Source organism: Jiangella asiatica (assembly GCF_004349065.1).
Lineage (GTDB): Bacteria > Actinomycetota > Actinomycetes > Jiangellales > Jiangellaceae > Jiangella > Jiangella asiatica.
The window spans coordinates 111461-133564 of record NZ_SMKZ01000013.1; the positions used below are offsets into that span (position 1 = coordinate 111461).

General features: G+C 68.8%; 16 protein-coding genes and 2 pseudogenes. 1 reads left to right on the forward strand and 17 read right to left on the reverse strand.

Features of this window, described 5'->3' with window-relative positions:
- Nucleotides 1-126: 126 nt before the first annotated feature.
- From E1269_RS11410 to E1269_RS11420, 3 genes and pseudogenes are all read right to left on the reverse strand, one after another.
- Nucleotides 127-1527, reverse strand: a complete 1401-nt coding sequence (locus tag E1269_RS11410; RefSeq protein WP_131894471.1) for an FAD-dependent oxidoreductase — start codon at nt 1525-1527, stop codon at nt 127-129.
- Entirely contained in the window at nt 1528-3171 is a 1644-nt protein-coding gene (gene arfA, locus E1269_RS11415; protein ID WP_131894473.1) for an arabinosylfuranosidase ArfA, read from the reverse strand. It abuts the gene before it with no gap.
- Nucleotides 3172-3252: 81 nt separating this feature from the next.
- A pseudogene (locus E1269_RS11420) lies at nt 3253-4437 on the reverse strand (IS256 family transposase); the annotation flags it as partial.
- Nucleotides 4438-4619: 182 nt separating this feature from the next.
- On the opposite strand from E1269_RS11420, the gene E1269_RS11425 reads away from it, so the two are divergent.
- Nucleotides 4620-5195, forward strand: a complete 576-nt coding sequence (locus E1269_RS11425) for a hypothetical protein (protein WP_131894475.1) — start codon at nt 4620-4622, stop codon at nt 5193-5195.
- A 220-nt stretch (nt 5196-5415) separates the two neighbouring features.
- Here E1269_RS11425 and E1269_RS11430 read toward each other — a convergent pair whose 3' ends face one another.
- From E1269_RS11430 to E1269_RS11495, 14 genes and pseudogenes are all read right to left on the reverse strand, one after another.
- A complete protein-coding gene (locus tag E1269_RS11430; RefSeq protein ID WP_131894477.1) occupies nt 5416-6945 on the reverse strand; it encodes a sulfatase family protein in 1530 nt (509 codons plus the stop codon).
- Nucleotides 6945-8573: a hypothetical protein gene (locus E1269_RS11435; protein ID WP_131894479.1), complete on the reverse strand. Its 1629-nt coding sequence runs from the start codon at nt 8571-8573 to the stop codon at nt 6945-6947. The genes E1269_RS11430 and E1269_RS11435 overlap by 1 nt, the downstream gene beginning before the upstream one ends.
- A gap of 21 nt (nt 8574-8594) precedes the next feature.
- Nucleotides 8595-10217: a peptidoglycan-binding protein gene (locus E1269_RS11440; protein WP_131894481.1), complete on the reverse strand. Its 1623-nt coding sequence runs from the start codon at nt 10215-10217 to the stop codon at nt 8595-8597.
- A gap of 10 nt (nt 10218-10227) precedes the next feature.
- Complete coding sequence (locus E1269_RS11445; protein ID WP_131894483.1) at nt 10228-11637, reverse strand: sulfatase family protein; 1410 nt, start codon at nt 11635-11637, stop codon at nt 10228-10230.
- Complete coding sequence (locus E1269_RS11450; protein WP_131894484.1) at nt 11634-12515, reverse strand: carbohydrate ABC transporter permease; 882 nt, start codon at nt 12513-12515, stop codon at nt 11634-11636. The genes E1269_RS11445 and E1269_RS11450 overlap by 4 nt, the downstream gene beginning before the upstream one ends.
- Nucleotides 12512-13459, reverse strand: a complete 948-nt coding sequence (locus tag E1269_RS11455) for a carbohydrate ABC transporter permease (protein WP_131894486.1) — start codon at nt 13457-13459, stop codon at nt 12512-12514. The genes E1269_RS11450 and E1269_RS11455 overlap by 4 nt, the downstream gene beginning before the upstream one ends.
- A 5-nt stretch (nt 13460-13464) precedes the next feature.
- Nucleotides 13465-14865 carry an ABC transporter substrate-binding protein gene (locus E1269_RS11460; protein ID WP_131894488.1) on the reverse strand — a complete coding sequence of 467 codons (1401 nt, stop codon included), beginning with the start codon at nt 14863-14865 and terminating at the stop codon, nt 13465-13467.
- Entirely contained in the window at nt 14862-16937 is a 2076-nt protein-coding gene (locus tag E1269_RS11465; protein ID WP_131894490.1) for an ADP-ribosylglycohydrolase family protein, read from the reverse strand. The genes E1269_RS11460 and E1269_RS11465 overlap by 4 nt, the downstream gene beginning before the upstream one ends.
- Nucleotides 16938-16951: 14 nt before the next feature.
- Nucleotides 16952-17341 carry a D-ribose pyranase gene (rbsD, locus tag E1269_RS11470; RefSeq protein WP_131894492.1) on the reverse strand — a complete coding sequence of 130 codons (390 nt, stop codon included), beginning with the start codon at nt 17339-17341 and terminating at the stop codon, nt 16952-16954.
- 12 nt (nt 17342-17353) lie between these two features.
- Nucleotides 17354-18280, reverse strand: coding sequence for a ribokinase (locus E1269_RS11475; protein WP_131894494.1), 927 nt, complete (start codon nt 18278-18280; stop codon nt 17354-17356).
- Nucleotides 18277-19407 (reverse strand): LacI family DNA-binding transcriptional regulator, encoded by a 1131-nt coding sequence (locus E1269_RS11480; protein WP_131894496.1) that lies wholly within the window; start codon nt 19405-19407, stop codon nt 18277-18279. The genes E1269_RS11475 and E1269_RS11480 overlap by 4 nt, the downstream gene beginning before the upstream one ends.
- A 458-nt stretch (nt 19408-19865) precedes the next feature.
- Nucleotides 19866-20236: pseudogene (locus E1269_RS11485) on the reverse strand (transposase family protein); the annotation flags it as partial.
- Between the two features lie 158 nt (nt 20237-20394).
- The gene (locus E1269_RS11490; RefSeq protein WP_131894498.1) at nt 20395-21000 is read right to left on the reverse strand and encodes a dihydrofolate reductase family protein; all 606 of its coding nucleotides are present in this window, start codon (nt 20998-21000) and stop codon (nt 20395-20397) included.
- A 451-nt stretch (nt 21001-21451) separates the two neighbouring features.
- Nucleotides 21452-22051, reverse strand: a complete 600-nt coding sequence (locus E1269_RS11495; protein WP_203433366.1) for a class I SAM-dependent methyltransferase — start codon at nt 22049-22051, stop codon at nt 21452-21454.
- Nucleotides 22052-22104 lie beyond the last annotated feature (53 nt).

Here is a 22104-nt window from a genome sequence, read left to right on the forward strand (position 1 = left end):
GCGCCCGACGACATAACGCGCGCCGTCCGCCTGCACGCCGCCCTGTTCTGAACTGCCGCCATTCTCTGAGAACCGGTGCGATGCATCGTGAGCAGCGGTGCCGTGGGACCGGAGCGATCCGCAGAGTCAGCGCTCCAGGATAGCGCCCTGCTTGCGAAGACGTTCCTGCAGCTCCTTAAGGTCCACTCTGCGCACCGGCCGGCCTTGCTGCACGGCCAGCGCGGATGCCGTGCCGGCCGCATGCCCGATCACCATGCAGGCGGCCTGGCCCCGTGCCGATGCCGCGGCCTCGTGGTCGGCACTGATCCCCCGGCCGGCGACGACAACGTTCTGCAGTCCTACGGGCAGCAGAGAGCGCAGCGGGATGCCGTACGACCGATTGATCCGCCGCATTGTGAGCCCACCGCCGGTGACCCGCTCGCCCTGGGCGTTCGTATCGGCGGTGGTCGTCACGTCATGGATGTCCACCGGGTACGCGCCACGGCCGATCTGATCGGAGAAGTCTCGCCCCGATGTCACATCGTCACGGGTCAGCTTGTAATCGCCGGAGATGTGCCGCGACTCGCGGACCCCGAGCTGGTGCGGAAGTGCGATCAAGTAGCTGTTCTCGAAGCCCGGAACGTACTTGCGCAGGAAGTTCATCGCTTCGAGCGTCTGGAGCTGCAGGTCGGCTTCGGCCTGGCTGACCTGCCTGGGGTCGGTTCCATCGACCCCGTGCACGCGCGTGACGTTGACGACCGTGTCGGTGCGCCCGGGGAAGGTGTAGAGGCAGATGCGATGGCGGTCGATCGAGAAGTCACCGGCCTTGCGCGCCGTACGGATGAGGCTGTTGAAGGAGGACACGTGGGCGCCCGGAGCCTCCCGGATGTACTGCATGGTGTAGGCCTCGCCCGACCAGCCCTTCGGAGCGGCCCGCTCCTCGGGATGGGCCTCGAGGTACTGCCAGGTCTTCTCGAAATCGACGTTGGCCACCCGGAAGATGTTGCTGACCGGCTGCGAGAGGTTGTCGCCACAGCGCCCGAGCGTGAACTCGCCGCCGGCCCGCGCGACCAGGTCCGCGTCGCCTGTGGCGTCGACATAGGCGGCCGCCGACACCTGCTCCAGGCCGGCCTTGTTCGCGACCGTGACCGACGTGACCTGGCCGTTCTCCGTCGTGGCGGCGACGACCACTGAATGGAAGAGCATCTCGGCGCCCGCGTCCCGCGCCATCCGCATCAGATACATTTTCAGCATCTCCGGGTCCTGTGCGACAGTGCCGGAGTCGGAGTACGGGAGCGGCGCAGTGGCGTATCCGGCGGCGATCAGCGCGTCGATGAGCTCACGTCCGACACCGCCGAGCGCCCAGTGTCCCTCTGCGTCACGAGCGCCGATCAGGCTCATGCCGAGCGACAGCATCCCGCCGAGGTAGCCGTACTTCTCGACCACCAGGGTGCGGGCGCCGGTGCGAGCGGCCGCGATCGCGGCGATCGCTCCTGCCGTGCCACCGCCCGCCACCACGACGTCGTACTCTGCGCGCTGCATTTCCATTTAACGGTCCTTTCCGACGATCGGACGCATCCGAAGGACGTTCCACGAGACCGGTTCCAGCACGAGGTTCCCGTCCGGCACTGGGCGGCTGACCGGTACCACCGTCGCCGGAGCGCCGGCGACGTTGGTGGCGCTCGAATCCGGGTGCGAAAGCACCAGATGCTCGACCAGCCGGTAGTCGGCCAATTCTCCGCCCAGGGTCACCTCCATTGGGTGAGCTGTCCAAGGCGATCGATTCACGACGAAGACCACGAGTTCGTCGTCGTCGGCGTTCCACACGGCCGCGCTCACGATGGATGCGACCCGTCCGTACTTCTCGGTCTCGTGCTCGGCGGACATGGCCTCGGCGGCCCGAAGCACTTTGCCGCGGGCGAACCGGGCGACGTGGGCGAACGGGTAGAACGTCGTCTGCCGCCACCCCGGCCCGCCCGGCTCCGTCATGATCGGCGCGATCACATTGACCAGTTGCGCGAGGCAGCCGATTCGTACCCGGTCGGCATGATTGAGCAGGCAGATCAGCAGCGATCCCACGACCACCGCGTCGGTGACCGAGTAGCTCTCCTCGGCCAGGCTGGGCGCATGGCGCCACGCCTCGCGGGTCGAGTCGTGCGAGTGGAACTCCGTCTGCCGCCACACGTTCCACTCGTCGAACGACAGGCCCATGGTCTTCGTGCTGCGCAACTTCTCCTTGATGTGGTCGCAGGTGGCGGTGACGGCGCCGATGAAGGACTCCATCGCGTCCGACGATGCCAGGAAAGAGACCTGGTCGTCGTCGCCCTCGTAATAGTCGTGCAGCGAGATGTAATCGACCTGGTCATAGGCCTCTTCCAGTGCCGTTGCCTCCCAGGCTCCGAAGCTCGGCATCCGGTTGTTGGAGCTGCCGCAGAGGACCAGTTCGATGCCGGGGTCGACGCGTCTCATCGCCTTCGCGGCCTCGACGGCGACCCGGCCGTACTCCCACGCCGTCTTGTGCCCGATCTGCCAGGGCGCGTCCATCTCGTTTCCGAGACACCACATGGTGATGGCATGCGGCGACGCGACGCCGTGCGCGCGGCGCTGATCGGACCAGTAGGTCCCGCTGGGGTGGTTGCAGTACTCGACGAGGTTGCGTGCGGCGTCCACGCCCCGGGTTCCGAGATTGACCGCGAGCATCATCGTGGTGCCTGCCTGCCGGCACCACTGGGCGAACTCGTTGAGACCGACCTGGTTCGTCTCACGTGCGCGCCACGCCAGGTCCAGCCGGACCGGTCTTTCCGACGCGGGGCCGACACCGTCCTCCCAGTCGTACGCGGAGACGAAGTTTCCGCCGGGATAGCGGACGACCGTCGGACCAAGCTCACGCACCAGTTCCAGGACGTCGGCGCGGAAGCCGGAACGGTCGGCGGCCGGATGTCCCGGCTCGTAGATGCCTGTGTAGACAGCCCGTCCCATGTGCTCGACGAACGACCCGAACAGCCTGCGGTCGAGAGCGGCCGTTTGGAACAAGCTGTGCAGAACCAGCCGGACCGGGTTCACGCCGACTCCTCGCTGTCCGGTCGGGGCCTGGGCCCGGAGACTTCCGGCACCGGTGTCGACGACAGTTCCAGCACGCTGCGCCCACCGAGTCGGGGTGTGTCTGATTAACGGTGGATCCGGTCTTGGCATCGGCTAGTTTCCGGTTGGTGTGATGCGGCCTTCGAACGTGATCGCGAACGCGTTGAGGGCCGGTTTCCACCTCATGGCTCATCGTGCCCGGCCTGGGCCGGTCGGGTCCAGCGACCGGGTCACCAGGTAGAGGCATTTCAGGGCGGCCTGTTCGGTGGGGAAGTGTCCGCGGGCGCGGATCGCGCGTCGGTAGCGGGAGTTGATCGACTCGATCGCGTTGGTCGAGCAGATCACCCGCCGGATCTCCTGGTCGTAGTCCAGGAACGGAACGAACTCCGACCAGGCGTTCTCCCACAACCGCACGATGGCCGGGTACTGCTGCCCCCAGTTGGCGGCGAACTCGTTCCAGCGTTCCTTGGCCGCGGCCTCCGAAGGTGCGGTGTAGACCGGTTTGAGCTCGCGTGACATCTGGTCCCAGTACCGGCGCGACGCGTACCGGAACGTGTTGCGCAGCAGGTGGATGATGCAGGTCTGCACGATCGCGAGCTCCCACACGGTGGTGATCGCCTCGGGAAGCCCCTTCAAGCCGTCGCACACCACGATGCACACGTCCTGGGTACCGCGGTTCTTGATCTCGGTCAGCACCTGCAGCCAGAACTTCGCGCCTTCACCGCCGTCGCCGGCCCACAGCCCGAGGATGTCCCGCTCGCCGGTCACGGTGACGCCGATGGCGACGTAGATCGGGCGGCTGGTGACCTGACCATCGCGGATCTTTACATGAATAGCGTCGATGAACATCACCGGATATACGCGTTCCAGTGGCCGGGCGCACCACTCGGTCATCTCGCCGACGACCTTGTCGGTGATCCTGGAGATCGTGTCCTTGGACACCTTTGCGCCGTAGACCTCGTCGAAGTGCGCGGCGACCTCACCAGTGGTTAGGCCTTTGGCAGTCAGCGACAACACGATCTCATCGATCCCGTTCAGACGGCGCTGCCGCTTCTTCACGATCTGCGGTTCGAACGAGGACTCGGTGTCGCGGGGGACCTCGATCTCGACCGGCCCGATCTCGGTCAGCACCATCTTCGTGCGGGTACCGTTGCGCGAGTTCCCGCTGTCCCGCCCGGCCCGGTCGTGCTTCTCATAGCCCAAGTGCTCGCTCATCTCCGCCTCCAGAGCGGTCTCGAGCACGTTCTTCGTCAACTGGTTGAGCAGCCCGTTCGGGCCCACCAGATCGACGCCCTGCTCCTTGGCCTGCGCCAGCAACTGCTCGGCCAGCGCTTGCTGATCCACCTGGTCCGCCACGGGCTCCAGTGTCTCGGTCAAGATCAATCCTTCCCGCCAAGCACCCCTGCTCGGCGCGTCAGACCAAGACCAAGATCCACCGTTTTTCAGACAGTCCCGGGTTGAGCAGCCGACCCCAGTGCACGTCCTGTGTCATCGACCAGCGTGCGAGTGTCGACGGCAAGTAGCGCGGCACCAGATGCTCTCTGTGCGAGGTTTACCGCTTGCTGAAGCGGGTAGGCGGCGCGCAGAACGGGCCGTCGACTGAATTGGAGATGGGCATGAGTACCTCGCACCCAAGCGCTTCCATGGAGCGTCCACAGGCTAGTCTCATCGGCCTTTACGTCGCCGTGGCCGGTGTGGTGATCTTCAACATCGCCGTGTTTTTGACCTGGGCGTCACAAGACGACGACAGCTTCAGCGGCTACGAGTCGGACAGCTTGGTGCCGTTCGTAGCCTACCTGGGGTTGGGTCTCGCGGCGGCACTGCTGTTCGCCGCCAGCAGGGCCGACCGGCGTCAGCATCGTGGCTTGTCGCTGGCTTCGATGGCCGTCGGCATCGCGGCGACGTTGCAATGTCTGGCCTGGCTGCTCGATGTCCCCGGCGCCGCGGAACGCTCTGCCGAGCTCGACTCTGACATCGGTGTCTGGATCGGCCTGCTCGGGGCGTTGTTGTGGACAATCGGGTCCGCCGTCTTCGCCAAAGAACCCGAAGGCGACCTCGACCGGGCAGCGACGCCCACGAAACCCGCAACGGGGTATACCGACGACCCAGGCCGCGGAACCATCGCCGGAGCATGACCCCCGCACAGCAGTAAGAATCGGCCGCGTCCCGAATCGGGCACGGCCGATTCGGCCTACCATTGGCATCGCCGGCGTGCAATCGACGAGACGACCGTCGCCGTCGCGGTCGGGCGCCACCTGGCCGGTGCCGCCTCTGGGCGGACGACCGCTGGAACTTGATCCCTCGTGTCAGGTCGCTGCTCACGCTCGGCGAGATACGCCTCCAACGCGTTCATGATCACGCCGGCCATCCGCCCTGCATCGGCACCCCGGCGCCGACCGGCACGTCGAACGGCAGCCCACTGGACTCGTCCCGGCAGATTCGCCGCAGCCCATCATAAAGGGCGGCGGCGACGTCGGGTCGGTGCCGCCACAGGTCATCGGTCTCGTACGGGTCGGCGACGACGTCGTACAGCTGCCCGACGGGGTTTTCCTGGCCCCAGGCCACGGAGTCGTGCGGGCGCCCGGACCCAGACGAGAACAGCGAAGTGATGGACGACTCGGAAAACCCGCCGCCGGACCCGGCCGAGAAGATCGCCTTCCACCGGCCGGACCGGACAGCGAACCGGCCGGCCAGGCTGTGGTGCACGATCGCCCGTCCGGGCGGTACCGACCCGGTTCCTGCCAGCACCGGCAGCACGTCCAGCCCATCCTCGGCCGTGTCCGTGGGCACCGGCATCCCGGCCGCCGTGAGCACCGTCGGCAGCACGTCAGTCAGACAGACCGGGTCGTCGCGGACCGTGCCGGGCGGGAACCGCCCGGGCCAGCGCGCCACGAGCGGTTCGCGGTGCCCGCCGTCCCACAGGTCGCCCTTCTGGCCGCGGTAGGGCCCGTTGGCCCGGTGCACGGCCGGGTCGCCGTCGTCGGTGAAGATCATCGGCGCACCGTTGTCGCTGGTGACGATCACGATCGTGTCGTCGGCTAGGCCTGCGTCGTCCAGGGCGGTCAGCAGCTCACCCACGGCCCAGTCCACCAGGCACACCGCGTCGGCCCGATCACCCAGACCAGACCGGCCTCGCACGAACGACGGGGGCACGCACGGCCGGTGCGGCGCGGACGGCGCCAGGTAGCACAGGAACGGCCGGTCGCGGTCCTGCTCGCGCAGCCAGAACACCGCTTCCTGCGTCAGTCGCACGTCCACCTCGTCCTCGGCGAACCCTTCGACTTGTAACCCCGGCCGCTGTTCGGCCAGGAACGTCACCTTCTCGCGGTCGGGCACCCCGACGGTCCGATCGCCGTCCAGGAAGCAGTACGGCGGCATGTCCAGTGATCCGGCCAGCCCGAAGAACCGGTCGAAGCCCAGCACGGTGGGGCCTCCCGTGAACGGCTGCGTGTAGTCGATGTCGTGGCCGGCATCGGTCTCCATGTCGTCGTGCAGGACGGCGCCGGGCTCGAACGCGGACCGGACGGTGCCGTCACGGTGCCGCCAGCCCAGGCCTAGGTGCCACTTGCCGAAGTACCCGGTGGTGTAGCCGGCCGACTGCAGCAGCGACGCCAGTGTGGGACGCTCGGGCTCCACCAAGGGCGGCCCATGCCCCATCAGGACGAAGTTCTTCAACGGCCCGCGCCAGGCGTAGCGACCGGTCAGCAGCGCGTACCGGCTCGGCGTGCATACCGCGGACGCGGAGTGGCAGTCGGTGAGGCGCACACCCTCACGGGCCAGCCGGTCGATGTTCGGGGTGGGGATCGGCGACCCGTAGCAGCCTAGGTCGCCCCACCCCATGTCGTCGGCCAGCACGACGACGACGTTGGGTCGGCGGCCGGCCATCAGCAGTCCTCGGTGCGCATGATCCGCACCTCGTCGGTGGTGGCCGGGTCGATCTGCACATTTCCGTCGGCCGCCGAGGCCAGGCACACGCCGTCGATCGTCACGTCGACGACATTGATGTTGTGCACGAGGTGGGTTTGGCCGTCGGCCTGGATCCCGGTGACGACGTTCGGGTGCCGGAACGGCTTCTGCGCGGTGATGTCGCGGAAGATCACGTCGGAGATCTCACCGTAGCCCAGGGCCGGGTCGTACCACTTGTTGTTCTCGAGCGGGATGTAGAACAGCCGCCAGTTCGCGTCCTCGACCCGGATGTTCTCGAACAGGTATCCGCGCATGTGCCCACTGCCGGCGTGCCGCGACCGGAAGATGGCCTGCGGCGGGAACCGATAGTGCTCGGCGTGGATGATGTCGTTGTCGTAGACGTGGAAGTTCTCGACGTCCTCGTGGATATTCCAGCTGATATTGAACGGCCCGCCGTTCTCGAGCTGCCAGATGACGTTGCGCCGCACGACGTTGTCGCCCCAGTGCAGTTTGACCGAGTCGTCGTTGACCTTGATGAAATTATTTTCGATCACGCCGGTGTTGCCGCCCACGACGCCGTCGGTGCTGAACCACCAGCTCATGATCTTGAGGTTGCGCAGGGTGACGTACTGACCCAGCGCCCGGACATTGAACCGTGGGCCGTCCACGAACGTGATGCCGTCGACCAGCACGTTGGCTGAGTCAAGGATGTTGATCAAGCCCGGCTGGCTTTTGTTCTGGTCCTGGTCGCCGGTGTCAAGGAACAGCCCGGACACGATGCCGCGACCCTTGATGACGACGTTCTCCAGGTTTTGGCCCACGAACGCACCCTCGACCCAGGCGCCGCCGGCCAGGTACACCGTCTCGTTCGAGTGCAGCTGCACGTCGCGGCCGAGGCGGTGGATGCCGGGGCCAAAATACCGGACGTTCGGGTCGTCCGGGTCAGGCACGTCGGTCTCGGGCGGGTTGGCGAACACCAGCATCGCGTGCTCGACCGGGTTCGTGGTGTTCGGCTCAAACTCCACCGAGACGTTCGCGGCGTCGGTCAGCACGAACCGGCAGCTGCCGTCGTGGAATCGGGTCGGGACGCGCAGGGACGAGGGCCGCACCCGGCAGCCGGTGGCGGTGTCGGACAGGTCGCGCACTTCGACGTGCACGATGCCGCTGAAAGAGAACGAGGTCCAGGAGGTGTCGGTGCCGAGGTTGGTGTCGGGTTTGCGGGCGTCGGTCTGGTAGACGAACGATTGCTGCGCCCGGCCGAACTGGCTGACGGACACGGCGTACCGCTGCGATGCGGCGATGCCGTCCGGCGCGGGGTAGGTGACCAGTTCCGGACGCCCCGGACGCGGTGCCTCGGTCTCGATGCGTCCGTACGGCAGCTGCTGCCGGCGTTCGGCGACGTCTTGCACGACCAGGCGGCCGGCCGCAGTGATCTCGTCCGCCAGCCGGTCCACTTCCTCGACCGGCCCGCCGATCGGGGTGGCGACGCCGCCGTTGTCATACCGCATGCCGGTGTAGTGCGGGGATTCGTCGTCGGCGGCCACCGTCGCCGGCGCGGCCAGGGACAGCGTCGCCGCCGTGGCGACGGCGAGTACGCGGAGCTTCATCCTTGCGACCTCCTCGATATGTCAGCAGGTGCGCGCGAGCCGGTCGACCAGCTGCGCTTCGTACAGCGACGCCGGGAGCAGGCCGGGCCGGTTGGAGCCCTCGATCCAGCCGGCCGGTTCGGTGAACGGGCCGATGCCGGACACGTCGCCAGTGCAGCCGATCGCGTAGTTCTGTGCCGTCGGGGGCTGCTGGACGACGATCCGGCCGGGCGCGCCGGCGGTGCAGTTCCACGCCACCGAGTTCACCGCAGCCCAGCCCTGATTGGTGCCGTAGTTGCCGCGGCACCCCAGCAGCAGTGTGACCATCGCCTCGTGCGGGTCGACGTCGCGGTGATTGTCGTAGAGCAGACCCTGGCTCCAGCCGGCGTGGCCCTCCGAGGCGTTGTGGCTGCCCTCGCCCTTGCAGCGCAGGAACACAATGCCCGACGTCTTGGAGCGGCCGAACGCGACGAAGTTGTGCCGGCCCTCGGTGGCGTGGCAGTCGGCGAACAGGATCTGCTGCGAGTACGGCCCGGCGGCGAAGTTGTAGCGCCGCGAGCCGGCCAGCCGCGAGACCGGGTCGAACGCGCGGCAGTTCTCGATGGTGGCGCGGGTTGTCTCGGTGGTGCGCACGCCCGAGAACCAGAAATGCCGGACCGTGCAGTTGCGCACCCAGGCGTCCTCGACCAGCGACAGCGCCACGCCGGCACCGGCGTGGTCCTCGTCCTGGTCCGGCTGGCCGGCGTAGCTGATGTCGATGTGCAGGTCCTCGACACCGACCTCGCGCACCAGCCTGGCCCGATCCCACCGGTACACGTACGACGGTGACAGCTCCCGCCGGAGGGTGGCGAACAGCGGGACGTCGACGGTGACCCGCTCGCCGTCGACCGCCTCGACGTAGCGGTTGTACAGGATCGGCTCGGCACCGACCCGCCACGGCGGCCCGCCGTGCGTGCCGCCGCCGTCGACCGCGGCCAGCCACGCCGCGGTGCACGGGTGCACGATCACGACGTTGTCGCCCGAGGTAAGGACGCCGGGCTCGGCTACCCGGAACGTTCGCTGCCCCACGCCCACGACGTCGGTGGTGATGTCGGTGCGGGTGCCGGGGACCTGGCCGGCCCACAGCGTCGTCCCCGGTCCCCAGGTGTCCGCGCCGCCGGCCAGGATGACCGGCGGGTGGAGATGACTGGTGCCGGTGCCGCGGACGACGGTGTTCGTGGCGGGGTCGCTGCCCGATCCGGCACCGCGCAGCACCACCCCGTCGCGATTCAGCCGCAGCGTCCCGGCGACCGGGTACTCACCGGGCTCCAGCTGCAGGGCGCCGCGGAACCCGTCTGGGCCCAGCGGCAGCCGGCCAACGGCCTCGAGCGCGGCCTGCAGGTGTCCGGTGTTGTCGCCGTCGACCGGCCCAACGGTTCGGGCCGGCGAGACGTCCGGCAGCGGCCGCTCGCCGCAGTGATAGCCGGCGTGGCCGAAGTCCGGCAGCCGATTGCCGTCGCCGTCCCGGCGGTACACCAGCCGGCCCCGGCCGGTGACCCTGACCGGAGCGGCCTGCCAGGACGCCGAGGCGGTTGCCGCAACGTCGCCCTCGGCACCACCGGGCATCGCGGCGCCGGCCGCCACCGTGCCGCCGGCCACCAGGAACGAGCGCCGCGTGAGAGTCACGTCCGGCCCCTCAGCCGAAGCGCTTCTGGTACTTGGCCTCAGGATCCCACTCGTTCAAGCCCGGACAGCCGTGCGCCGGTGCCAGCACGTAGTGGTCGTACGTCTCGACCAGCCGGTCACGCAGCAGTCGGTGATGATGCGCCACCTGCTCGGCGTACGCGGGATCGTCCACGAGGTTGGTCAGCTCGTACGGGTCCTCCTGCAGGTCGAAGAACTGCCACGGCCGGGCGCCGTGCGCGTCGCCGAGAACGGTGTACTTGTAGCGGCGGGTACGGAACGCCCGCCAGGTCTCCTCGTGGAACGGTGCGTCGGGGCGCAGCTCGGACACGAACTCCAACAGGACGCCCTCGCGTTCGAGGCGCCCGGCCGACCCGTCCATCAGGGGCGTGAGGTCCGTCCCCGGTTTGGGATCGCGGGGCGCGTGTCCGGCGAGACCCAGCAGTGTCGGGAACAGGTCCTCGGTGCAGACGGGGTCGTCGACGACGCGTCCGAGGCCGTGCGACACGATCAGCGGGATGCCCACGGACTCCTCCCACGGCCGTTGTTTGGCCAGCAGGCCGTGGCTGCCCAGCAGCTCGCCGTGGTCGGCAGTGAGGGCGATGACGGTTTCGTCGAGCATGCCGGTCTCGGCCAGGGTGTCGACGAGCCGCCCGACGTTGTCGTCCAGGTTCTCGATCATCGCGTAGTAGACCCGCAGGTCGTCCAGCAACGACGACCCGTGTGGGCCGCGCTTGCGGTATTTGCGGTCCAGCTCGACGTTCTCGCGCAGCACGATGTCGCGGTCGCGCCAGCGCTCCAGGTACTCCTCCGGCGCGGTGAACAGCGGGTGCGGCGGCTCCACCGACAGGATGGAGGCGAACGGGCGCTCGCGGCGGGCCGGCTCGCGGATCCAATCCATGGTGAGGTCGAACAACCCGTCCGTCTGGTAGCCCTCGAGCTTGCACGGGGTGGGGTCGTCGTCGTGGAAAACATAGGTGTCGTACGGGTCGTTGCAGATGTCGAAGCCGGCGAAGCGCTGCCAGCGGCCCTGGAACGGCCGCGGCACCGCGGTGCGCGACGTCTTGACCACGGTGTGCCCCGGCAGGTGCCCGAACCCGCCGTACAGGTGCCACTTGCCGAACATCCCGGTGTCGTAGCCGGCATCGTGGAACTCGTCGGCCAGGGTCCGCTCCGCCGGGGACATTCGCCACTCGATCGCCGGGATGGCCCGCGTGTGCGCGTACTCGCCGGTCTGCAGGCTGAACCGGAACGGCACGCACACCGGGTACGTCGACGAAGCCGCAGCGAACCTGGTGCCGCGCGCGGCGAGCGCGTCGATGTTCGGGGTGCTGACATTCGGGTCGCCGTAGCATCCCAACGCGAACCGGCGCAGCTGGTCGGAAATGATCAGGATGACGTTCGGGCGGGCGGTACCGCTCACTTCACTCCTCCAGAGGTCAGGCCGGCGACGAACCGGCGCTGCAACACCAGGAACAAGATCACGACAGGGCCGAGCATGAAGATCGCCGCGGCGCTGGTCAGCGCCAGGTCCGTGGAGAACTGGTCCTGGAAGGCCAGGAAGCTGGTCGAGATCGGCCGCAGCGCCGGGTCGTGCACGAACGTGATGGCCCAGAAGAACTCGTTCCAGGCCCACAGCCCCGCGATCAGCCCGACGGTGAGAAACCCGGGCCAGGCCAGCGGCAGCATCACTCGCATGATGATCCGCAGCTCCGACGCGCCGTCCAGCCGAGCGGCCTCCTGGTAATCCTTTGGCACCTTTATCAGGAACGAGCGCAACAGCAGTGTCGCGAACGGTGAGTCGGTGGCCCAGTAGATGATCATCAGCCCGAACAGGCTGTCGGTGAGGCCGAGGTTCGTCCACATGAAGAACAGCGGCACCAGGAACAGCTGCACCGGCAGGGCGCTGCCGAGGAACAGCCAGCCGATGACCGCGCCGCTGGCCGGCACCTCCAGATGGCTGAGTGCGTAGGCCGCCAGCCCGGCGATCACGCAGACTCCCGCCACCGTGCCCAGGCACAGGATCGCGCTGTTGCGCATGGTCGTGGCGAAGTCGCCCTGGGTCCAGGCCTGGGCGAAGTTGTCAAGACTCAGCTCCGTCGGCGGCGTCAGCGGGCTGGTCCCGATGGACGCGTTGTCCTTCAGCGCGTTGAACACCAAAGTCACCAGTGGTCCGATCGCGAACAAGGCGAGGACCACGAGCACCAGGTAATACGGCCGGTGCGACGGTTCGCGGCGACGCCGGCGTGGTCCGGCGTCGCCGGCCGGCGGGGCCGGACGGGTCAGCGTCGGTGCGGTCATGCCTCCCACCCCCGCTTGCGGACCAACTGGTAGACGGCGAGCACGAGGGCGGTGACGAACGCCATCGAGAGCCCGAGGCTGGCGGCATAGCCCGCCTCGTATTGGCTGAACGCGACCTTGTACATGTAGGTGGACACCACCTCGCTGGACCCCGCGGGTCCGCCCTGGGTCATGACGTAGATGTAGTCGAACGCCTTGAGCGACCAGATCACCGTCATCAGCACCAGGAACACGACGGTCGGCCGGATGCCCGGCAGCGTCACCGCGGTGAACTGTTGCCACCGGTTCGCGCCGTCCACCTTGGCCGCGTCGTACAGCTCCGGGTCCACGCCCTGCATGGCAGCCAGGAAGATGACTGCCACGAAACCCCAGAAATGCCAGTCGACGACAAAGTTCACGCTGATCAGCGACGTGCTGGTGTCGCCGAGGAACGCGACGTCGCCGATCCATGGCACGCCTAGCTCTCCCAGCGCGTGCCCGATGCCGTTGGTGGGGCTGAGCAGGCTCTTCCACACCGATGCGTTGACCACGCTGGCCACGACGTACGGGATGAAGAACAGCGCCCGGAACAGCATCTGAAACCGGGTGATCTGCGACAGCAGGAACGCGCCGAGCAGCCCTAGGCCCATCGGGACGCTGAGGAACAGCACGAACCAGATGAGGTTGTGCATGAGCGCCGCCCGCACGAGGGGGTCGCCGAACGCCCGGGTGTAATTGTCCAGGCCGACGAATGTGGCCGGGCCGAGACCGCTCCAGTCGGTGAACGAGTACCAGACGGTCGCCACCGACGGGCCGACGACGACCAGCAGGTTCAGTCCGAGTAGCGGGGCGAGGAACAACAGCGCGCGGGCCTTGCGCCGGCGGGCGGCACGGCGGTTGGCGCGCTGCTGCTCCGCCCGCAGGGGACGGCCGGTGCTCGGCGGCGCCTGGGCGTGGAGGGCCATGCGCCCTACGCCCTGCTGATGATCTGGGGGACGTCGCCGGCCGTGCGCTCCTCCTGAAACAGCTGATCCATTTGCTCGCAGTAGTCGGCCGGCGACAGGTCCCCGGTCAGCACCTTCTCGAAGCCCTCGTACACGAACGCGTTGGCCTTCGGCGGCCACCAGGTCCAGGTGACGTAGCCGTAGTTGCCGGCGTCGACGGCCGTGTTCAGCCCGTCCAGCACGCGGCGCGAGCGCTCGTCGATGCCCGCGGGGACCTCCGCGGCGTCGAACTGGATTGGGATGTTGTACGTCGCCGGGACGTCGGCCATCCGCTGCAGCGCGGCCTCGCGGTCGCCGTAGTACCAGTTGAGGTACTCCGCAGCCGCGTCCTGACTGTCGCTGTGGGCGTTGATGCCCAGCGACCCGCCGATGCCCAAATCGAACAACGGGTAGGCGACCTCGTCGCGCAGCGCCGGCCACGGTGACCAGTCCCACTCGTTCTCGTTGTTAGCGGCCGTGCCGAAGAAGTTGCCCACCGAGCTCATCCACCACACGCCCTGTGGCACCATCGCGACCGTGCCGTTGCCGAAGTTCGCGCCGACCTCCTGAGCCGGCACGGAGAAGTAGGTCTCGGCGCCCCCGCCGAACCAGCCCTTGTCGAACCAGCTCCTGAGCAGCTCGACGGCCTCGACGAACACCGGCTCGGTCCAGGTGATCTCGCCGGTGAGTGCCTGGTAGACGGCCTCCGGCCCGGAGTAGTGGTTCCACATCGCCGACATGTGCCACTCCGAGGCGGCCTTCCAGTCGGTGTTCGACGCGCCGAACGGGGTGATGCCTTGCCCGTGCGCCTCCTCGGCCAGGCCCTCCAGCTCGGCCAGCGTGGTAGGAGCGCCCCAGCCCTTCTCGGCGAACAGCGTCTGGTTGGTGTACATCAGCAGCGTGTCCACTCGCATCGGCAGCGCGAACAGTTTGCCGTCGGTGGTGAAGGCCTCCATCGCCCAGCTGACGAGCGTGTCCGCCCAGGCCCACTCGTCGGCGTAGGAAGAGAGGTCGGCCAGCACGTCGGCCTTGCTCCACGCCAGGGTCTGGGTGGCGCTGGGGCCGCGCACCAGGTCCGGCCCGGACTTGGCCTGCAACGCGGTCTGGATAAGTTTGCGCAGGTCGGCACCCGTGTAGTACGTGACCTTGACATCGATGTCGGACTGGTACTGCTCGAAGGCGCCGATCACCTTGTCGGAGAAGTACGTCTGGTTCGGCTCACCCTGGATGTCGATCCACAGCTCGACGGTGCCGGTGCCAGAGTCGCCCCCGGTGGAGCCGTTGCCGGATCCGCAGGCGCTCAGCAGCCCGGGAGCGAACAGCCCCGCCGCCGTCATACCGGCGCCCTGCAGGAAGCGTCTGCGGCTCGGTCGTGGTGTCGTGATCATCGTGGTGTCCTCTCGGAGTGGGGTCTCACATGGACCGCGGTCGTGGCCGTGCGTCCGCCGGTCACCAGGAGTGCAATGCCCCCGCTGTCGAGTGCGGGGGTGGGGTCGTCGGCCCGGAGGTGCGGGCCGCCGCCGACGGCCGCCCGCAGCTGGGATCCGGCAACGGCGAGCGTGAGCCGATAGGTGGTGCCGAACGACCAGGCGAACGGCGCCTCGGTCAGGACGGTCGTGCCGTGCAGGCGGCGTACCAGCCGGACGGTGCCGCCGCCGGCCAGCTCCAGCGCGTAATAGCGCTCCAGGCCCTGGTAGCGGGCGGCGATGCCGGCGGCGTCGGCCAGGTGCGGCGTGACGTCGGCGGTCACGGTGTAGTCGCGCCAGTCGCGGCCCCCGTGTGCCACCAGCCCGGTGCCGCGGTTCTGCGCCAGCCGGAACGGCTCGGGCCAGCGGTCATCGAACCGGTCGACGGCGTCCACCCAGGCCCGGCGCCACATCGTCCCGCCGTCCACCGGACGGGTCAGGGTGAGGTGCGGCTCGCCGCTCCAGCCCAGCCGGTCCAGGTGGACGGTGCCGGCCGCGGCGCCGTCCAACTCCAGACCGACGGCGGCGACCGGCTGGCCGCCCAGGTCCGGCAGCCGCCACGACAGCTCGGCCGATTCGCTCGGGCCCAGCGGCACCGGCGGTCCGGTCAGTGCGCCCAGCTCGTCTGCGCCGTCGTAGTGGCGGACCAGGAGCCGCGCGGTGACGGCGTCATCAGCGGTCACGCGGGCGGTGACCACCTGGCCGGGAACAAGCGCGGGGGTCGCGCGGAGGCCGTAGATCTGCGTCCCGGCGGCCTCCGGCGGGATGAACACCGGGCTGGTGACGCTGACCGGTCTGGCCGCGTCGCCGGTCCAGCGGACGGTGAGCCGGTCGCCGTCGCCGCCGACGTGCACCGCGTCGTCGTCGGCCGTGAAGCCCTGCACCGACCCGGGAAGCGTGAAGTGGAAGCGGGCGCCGTCCTTGGGTGGGTCCAACGGCGGCTCGCCGTATCGGGCCCGGCCGTGACCGACGAGGACCAGCGCCTCCCGGCCGGCGTCCGTGACCGCGGCACCGCCGTCGGCGCTGGGCAGGTACAGGCGGTCGGCGACGGGGTCGCGCCACCGGGGCCCGAGACCTGCCAGGCCGCCGCGGACGCCGGTGATCGCACCGACGTTGCCGGCGTTGGAATCGGTGTCCCAGCCGCTGGTTGCCACGACCGTCATGGCGCGGGAGAAGTCGCCGTCGCTGCTGGCCAGCGCGTTGATCACGGTGGCATGGTTGGGGACGACGTGGCAGTTGCCGCCGTACCGGTGGTAGCCGTAGCGCTCGTCGATGCGGGCGCGGGTACGGTGCCAGTCGTCACCATCGCCGGCCTGCCAGCCGCGCACGTCGTCGATGACGCGACGGATCAGGCAGTCGGCCGGGATCACGTCGGTGGCGATGTCCAGGAGCTTGCCCATGTCCGGCTCGACGAACGCCTGTGCGACCAGTGCCGCCACCACCCGCGCCGCGTGTATCGCCTCGCCGTCGTGGCTCACGCGGGCCGCGCGTTCGGCGAGGTCGGCGGCGCCTTCGGGGTCGCTGGGACAGGTCATCGCGAAGCCCTCGACGAAGATCTGGGCGCCCACCTGCTCGGCCACGACCGTGCCGTTGCGGGCGATCGACCCGGACTCCGGCGGTACCAGGCCTTCGCGCAGGCGCAGGTACGCGGTGTGCTCGGTAGAGTTGCCCAGGCCGCCCCACCACAGCACGGTCTTGTTCTCGATCAGCTCGTTGAGCCAGGTCAGCCCCACCTGCGCCGGCGACGGGTCCAGCCCGTGGTGGCGCAGGGCGCGCGGGAAGACCAACGTGCCGCTGATGTCGTCGTCGGGCACGACCAACAGGTGGTGCTTGAGCGCGACGTCGTGCCGGTCGTTGACGAAGTGCGTGACCTCGCCCAGCTCCGCCATGATGCGGTCGTACCGCCAGCCCTCGAACGGACGGCCCAGGTACACGGCGATGACCTTGCCGAGCACTCCGGCGTAGACCCGTTCCTCATAGTCCGCTGGCAGCATTGGGTTCCCTCTCGCTAAAACGGCACGCCGGCGTGCAGCACGACGTTGGCGTACGGGGTGTCCTCACCGGTGCGCACGACGGCGCGGGCGCGGCGGCAGGTGTCCTTGAGCTCTTTGTGGCTCGTGCGCATGATCGGCAGCCCGGTGAGTGCGTGCTCGATCGACCCGACCAGGTCGGGGTCCTTGGCCTCCTCGGCGATGATCGCCCGCTCCACGACGAGCTCGGCGACAATCCCGCGCAGTACGGGCAGCAACGGCGGCCAGCGGCGGGACCACAGCAGGTCGATCGCCTCCACCCCTGGCGGTACCGGCAGCCCGGCGTCGGCCACGACCAAGATGTCGGTGTGCCCCATCGCCGCTATCACCTGGACCAGCCGTGGATGCCACAATCCGTCAGCGCGCACGCGTCACTCCTTTTACTCGAGAAACCGGTCCAGCTCGTCCGCCGTGGGCATCGCCTCCTGTGCGCCCAGCCGCGTCGTGGCAATCGCGCCGGCGGCGCAGGCACGGCGCAGCGCCTCGCCGGTCGGCAGCCCCCGGGCGAGCGCGACCGAGAACGCCGCGGCGAAGCAGTCGCCGGCGCCGGTCGTGTCGACCACGTCGGCGGCGAATGCCGGCTGGACGTAGCTCCGCCCTCCCTCGGCTGCGACGGCGCCGTGCTCGCCGAGCGTGACGACCGCGAGGCGCGGGCCGAGCCCGCACACGCCCGCGGCCAGGTCGGCCCAGCCGGCCGGGTCAGCCGGCGGCGTGGCGCCGGTCAGGGCGAGCGCCTCGCCTTCGTTCGCGACGACGACGTCGATGGTCGCGAGCAGCCGCTCCAGCGTCGCGTTCGGCAGTGGCGGCAGTGGCGCGGTGTTGAGCAGCACCGAAGCTCCCGCCCGCTTGGCCCGTGTCGCCGCCTCCAGCGAAGTGGCCAGCGGCACTTCGATCTGTAGCGACAGCACGTCACCCGGCCCCAGCAGGTCGGTCCGGCGAGTGATCCGGTCGGTGTCGAGCTTGCCATTGGCCCCGGGCGCGACCACGATCGAGTTCTCGCCGCGCTCGTCCACCACGATCAACGCGGCGCCGGTGGATACGCCGGCGATCACGGTCAGCTCCGACACATCCAGTCCTTCACCGGCCAGCGTCCGCCGCAGGTCCTCGCCCATGCGGTCGTCGCCGACCGCCGCCACCAGAACTGTCTCGGCGCCGAGCCGAGCGGCCGCGACGGCCTGGTTGCCGCCTTTCCCGCCAGGCCGGGTCACCAGCTCGGAGCCGAGGATCGTCTCGCCGGGTGCCGGGATCCGCGGCGCGGCGACGACAAAGTCCAGGTTCACGCTGCCCACGACCACGACGCTTGTCATAGGGTCGGTGCTCCTTCGCCGGGTGGGTCGGACGGTTCGGCGGGCGGCGGGGTCGTATCGGCGGGCGGCGTGGCGTCGTCGATGTCGAAGGGCTCCGCCGGCAGGTCGCCGCCAGGCGGGTCGGGGCAGCCGCACGAGCCGCGCGCCTCCAGCCGGACCGGCAGCACCTGCGTGCGCGCCGGTTGGTCGGGGTCGGTGATACGGCCGAGCATCAGGGCGACCGCGGTCCGCCCGAACTCCCCGAACGGCTGCGCCATCGTTGAGATGGCCGGCGTCGAATAGGCGGCCGCGGCGATCCCGTCGAACGCGGCGATCGCGACATCATCCGGGCAGCGGCGCCCGGCCTCCGTGACCGCGCGCAGGACACCCAGCGCCTGCTCGTCGCTGGCCACGAACACCGCGTCGATGTCCTGGTCGGCCAGCAGTTGCCGCGCCGCCAGGTAGCCCGAGCGCCGCCCGAACGGCACGTGCCGCAACGGCATCCGGTTCGGCGCGAGTCCGGCCGCCGACAACGCGTCCCGCCAGCCGGCCACGCGGTCGGTCGCCGGCATGACATCGCGAGGGCCGGCCACGCACGCGATCCGCCGCCGCCCATGTTCCAGCAGGTGTTCGGTCATCGCCCGTGCACCGCCGCGGTTGTCGACCACCACGACCGGCGCCGCCATGGCCCAAGCCATCTGCCGGTCGAGCATCACCCATGGCTTGCCGGCCCGCTCGAGTTCGGGCAGGCACCCGGCCGGCCCATGAGCCGGTGCAAGGAACAGCCCGTCGACCTGGCGTTGCAGGAACGTGTGGACGTACGCGGTCTGGCGGGCATCGTCCTCGGCGGCGTTGCCGATGAGCAGCGTGTAGCCGTGAACGAACGCGGCTTCCTCGACGGCACGTGAGAGTTCGGCGAAGAACGGGTTGGAGGTGTCGGGCACGACCAGGCCGAGAGACATCGTCTTGTTCAGCCGCAGCGACCGGGCGACGCCGTTCGGCCGGTAGTCCAGCGCCTCGACGGCCGCGAGCACGCGTGCCCTGGTCCCTGGCGCGACGCCGCGCGGCCCGCCGTTGAGCACGTAGCTCACCAGGGCGGGCGACGTGCCGGCCAGCCGTGCGACATCCGCCCGACGCACCGTCCCCATGGCCCACCTCCACGATCAACACGTGTTGCGCAATTCGAGTTGACGGGCATCGTGTGCCTGTTGATCCGGTTGCGCAACCCTGCCAACCCGCGCCGTTACACAACTGCAACGCGTGTTGATCGCTCGGTACGACAGGGAACCGGGGGGCTGGTGCGCGGGTCAGCCATGACCGCGCGGGCGTGGATACTGTCGGACCGGGGCACCAAGAGTCGCGTTTTTCGCTCCCGGCTCACCCGTCGTTGCAACGCCAGGTGGTTCAGACGTTTGGCGGAGTGCTCGGGCCGAGGGGGACTGCACCCACCGCACCTGTGTCATCCGCTCAGCCGCCGTCCGCATCCACTCGCGCGAGCTGCCCCACGCCACCAGGGCGTCGGCGGTCTCAATCCGGACATCGACGGGCGCTGCGACGTCGTAGACCTCCGCCACGACGCCGTCGGGGAGCGTGAGCCGGCCGTCGATGGTGTGCCCTGATCGAACCGGCCGAAATGCTCCAGCGTGGGTCGCAGCAGCCGTGAGTCATTGCGATGCGCGCCCGCGATCACGCACCGTAGCGGGATGCCGGTGGCTTCGACCAGCAGGGAGCGTTTGGTGCCCTGCTTCCCCCGAACTACCGGGGACTGCCTGCGGCTTCGCCGCCGCAGGGTGCCTTGACGATGCACCCATCAACGGTGACCTCGCTCAGGTCGAGGCCGACGCTCTTGTCGTAGGCCTCCAGACACAGTTGCTCGAGTTGGGTGAAGACCCCAGCCGCGATCCACTCGTCGCGTCGGTTGCGGATGGTGGTCGCCGAACCAGACGAGTCCGCGATCCGCTCATAGGAGGCGCCCAGAGAAGACGGCGTAGAACACCTCTTCTGTTACCGAGGCTCGTGCCTGCTCTGCATCACCGACACGCACCTACCCGGGCGATCTTTTAGCACAGTTATCTCTGTAGCTTGCTCCGCGCCCGCCGGCCTGGCGGCGGTCCAGACCGGCGGGCGGGGCGACGTCACGCAAGGGCGCCGAGCGGCGGGTGCTCGAGCACGCGGGGCTTGTACTCGACCAGCTGGATGCGGCCGTCGAAGGTGCGGTGCTCGAGCATCTCGAGGGCGACGTCCGGGTAGCCGTCGTAGATGCGTTCTGCGCCCGTGGCCCCGGTGATCACCGGGAAAATCACGACTCGGAAGCGGTCGACGAGTCCGGCTCGTAGCAGGGACCGGCACAGGCTGAGGCTGCCGATCGTGCTGAGGAGCCCCGAGCCGTTCTCCTTCATGGCGCGGACCGCCTCGACGGCGTCGTCGCGGACGAGCGTGGAGTTGGCCCATGTCAGTGGCTCCTCGAGTGAGGAGGAGAACACCACCTTGGACGCTTGCGTGAGCTCGTCGACAGACGCCTCTTCTTCGGGCCTGAACTCGTCTTGGCCATTCGGGACCACGCCGGCGGCGAAGCCCGACATCTGGCGGTAGGTGTTCGCTCCCATCAGGTAGGTGACCTCGGGCTGTTTGCCGTCCCATGCGAGGTACTCCGGGCCCTCGAGGCCCCACCACCCGGGCCAGCCCTCTCCCGATGCGTTGCCGTCGAGGGAGGTGATGAAGTCGACAAGAAGCTCTGACATGGCGGTGTCCTTTCCTTGGGTGTCACGAGCTTGGACCGGCCGGGAGCCACAAACTCATCGGCCGCGCTGTGGGGTAACGAAGAAACCCATCGCCTCGCCAGTACACCCCACGAAACCGCGTTGCGGAGCACTCGACGGGCGCCCAGCATGCCTTCGCGCCCGCGCCCTGCGAGGCATCCCACGGATGCGACGCTCGCAACGACGATCCCTACCGCGCGATCTCTTACACGTCTGGCATCAAGTCGGCCATTCGTGCGAAGAGGCGTGACGTTGACATCCCGGCCTCGAGCACGCGGAGTATTCGTGCCCCTGGTCGGCGGCAGCCCTAGGCTCGAGGTTGCCAAGCGCGTGCGCTATGAGCGTCCTTGACGTGCGTCGTGTTGGGGTCGAGTGGCCTGGATGTGGTCAGCGCCGATGTCCCGGGGAGGGCAAGGTCGTGGAACCTGCTCAGTCATGGGCGGCAAAGTCTGAGACCGAGAAAGGTCGGTGCGGCATGGGTCCTGTCGTATCGTCGAGGATCAGTCAGCCGAGCTTCCTCCGTCGCCCGAGGTTCTACCAACTCTTCCAGCACGAAGCCGGCGCCCAGGAACTCGCCGAGGAACGTCTGAAGTGTCATCCGCCAGTAGTTGATCGTGGGGCCGTCACCGGAAGGGAACTCGACTCGGTCGTCGGCGAAGTAGGAACCGCCGAAGTGGGTCCAGTCACTGGTGGGGTGGGTGGTGGAGACCAGCAGGCTCCCGCCGGGCCGCAGAACGCGCCGAAGCTCGTCAAGCAGCTGTTCTCGTGCGTCGATGTGGTGGTAGACCAGGGCCATCACGGCCAGGTCGAACGACTGGTCCGCCAAGAAGTCCAGTGGTTCCTCCAGATCGTGGTGATGCACGGCGACCCGGTCTCCGAGCCGCTGTTGCACCGCACGCAGAAGGGTCTCACTTCCGTCCACGTCCACGACCCGCACGGCGCCTAGTCTCAGCAGTTCAGCGGCGTAGTGTCCCGCTCCACACCCAAGATCTAAAACGTCAAGTCCGCTCACATCGCCGGCGAGCTTGAGCATGGCCGGTCGATCGGTATAGGCGTTGTAGGTGCTGCCTGTCGCGCGAGCGGCGA

Coding starts and splice junctions, on each gene's coding strand:
- E1269_RS11410 (WP_131894471.1), bottom strand. CDS start 1,527: ATGGAAATGCAGCGCGCAGAGTACGACGTCGTGGTGGCGGGCGGTGGC.
- arfA (WP_131894473.1), bottom strand. CDS start 3,171: ATGCCAAGACCGGATCCACCGTTAATCAGACACACCCCGACTCGGTGG.
- E1269_RS11430 (WP_131894477.1), bottom strand. CDS start 6,945: ATGGCCGGCCGCCGACCCAACGTCGTCGTCGTGCTGGCCGACGACATG.
- E1269_RS11435 (WP_131894479.1), bottom strand. CDS start 8,573: ATGAAGCTCCGCGTACTCGCCGTCGCCACGGCGGCGACGCTGTCCCTG.
- E1269_RS11450 (WP_131894484.1), bottom strand. CDS start 12,515: ATGACCGCACCGACGCTGACCCGTCCGGCCCCGCCGGCCGGCGACGCC.
- E1269_RS11455 (WP_131894486.1), bottom strand. CDS start 13,459: ATGGCCCTCCACGCCCAGGCGCCGCCGAGCACCGGCCGTCCCCTGCGG.
- E1269_RS11460 (WP_131894488.1), bottom strand. CDS start 14,865: ATGATCACGACACCACGACCGAGCCGCAGACGCTTCCTGCAGGGCGCC.
- E1269_RS11465 (WP_131894490.1), bottom strand. CDS start 16,937: ATGCTGCCAGCGGACTATGAGGAACGGGTCTACGCCGGAGTGCTCGGC.
- E1269_RS11475 (WP_131894494.1), bottom strand. CDS start 18,280: ATGACAAGCGTCGTGGTCGTGGGCAGCGTGAACCTGGACTTTGTCGTC.
- E1269_RS11480 (WP_131894496.1), bottom strand. CDS start 19,407: ATGGGGACGGTGCGTCGGGCGGATGTCGCACGGCTGGCCGGCACGTCG.
- E1269_RS11490 (WP_131894498.1), bottom strand. CDS start 21,000: ATGTCAGAGCTTCTTGTCGACTTCATCACCTCCCTCGACGGCAACGCA.
- E1269_RS11495 (WP_203433366.1), bottom strand. CDS start 22,051: ATGCTCAAGCTCGCCGGCGATGTGAGCGGACTTGACGTTTTAGATCTT.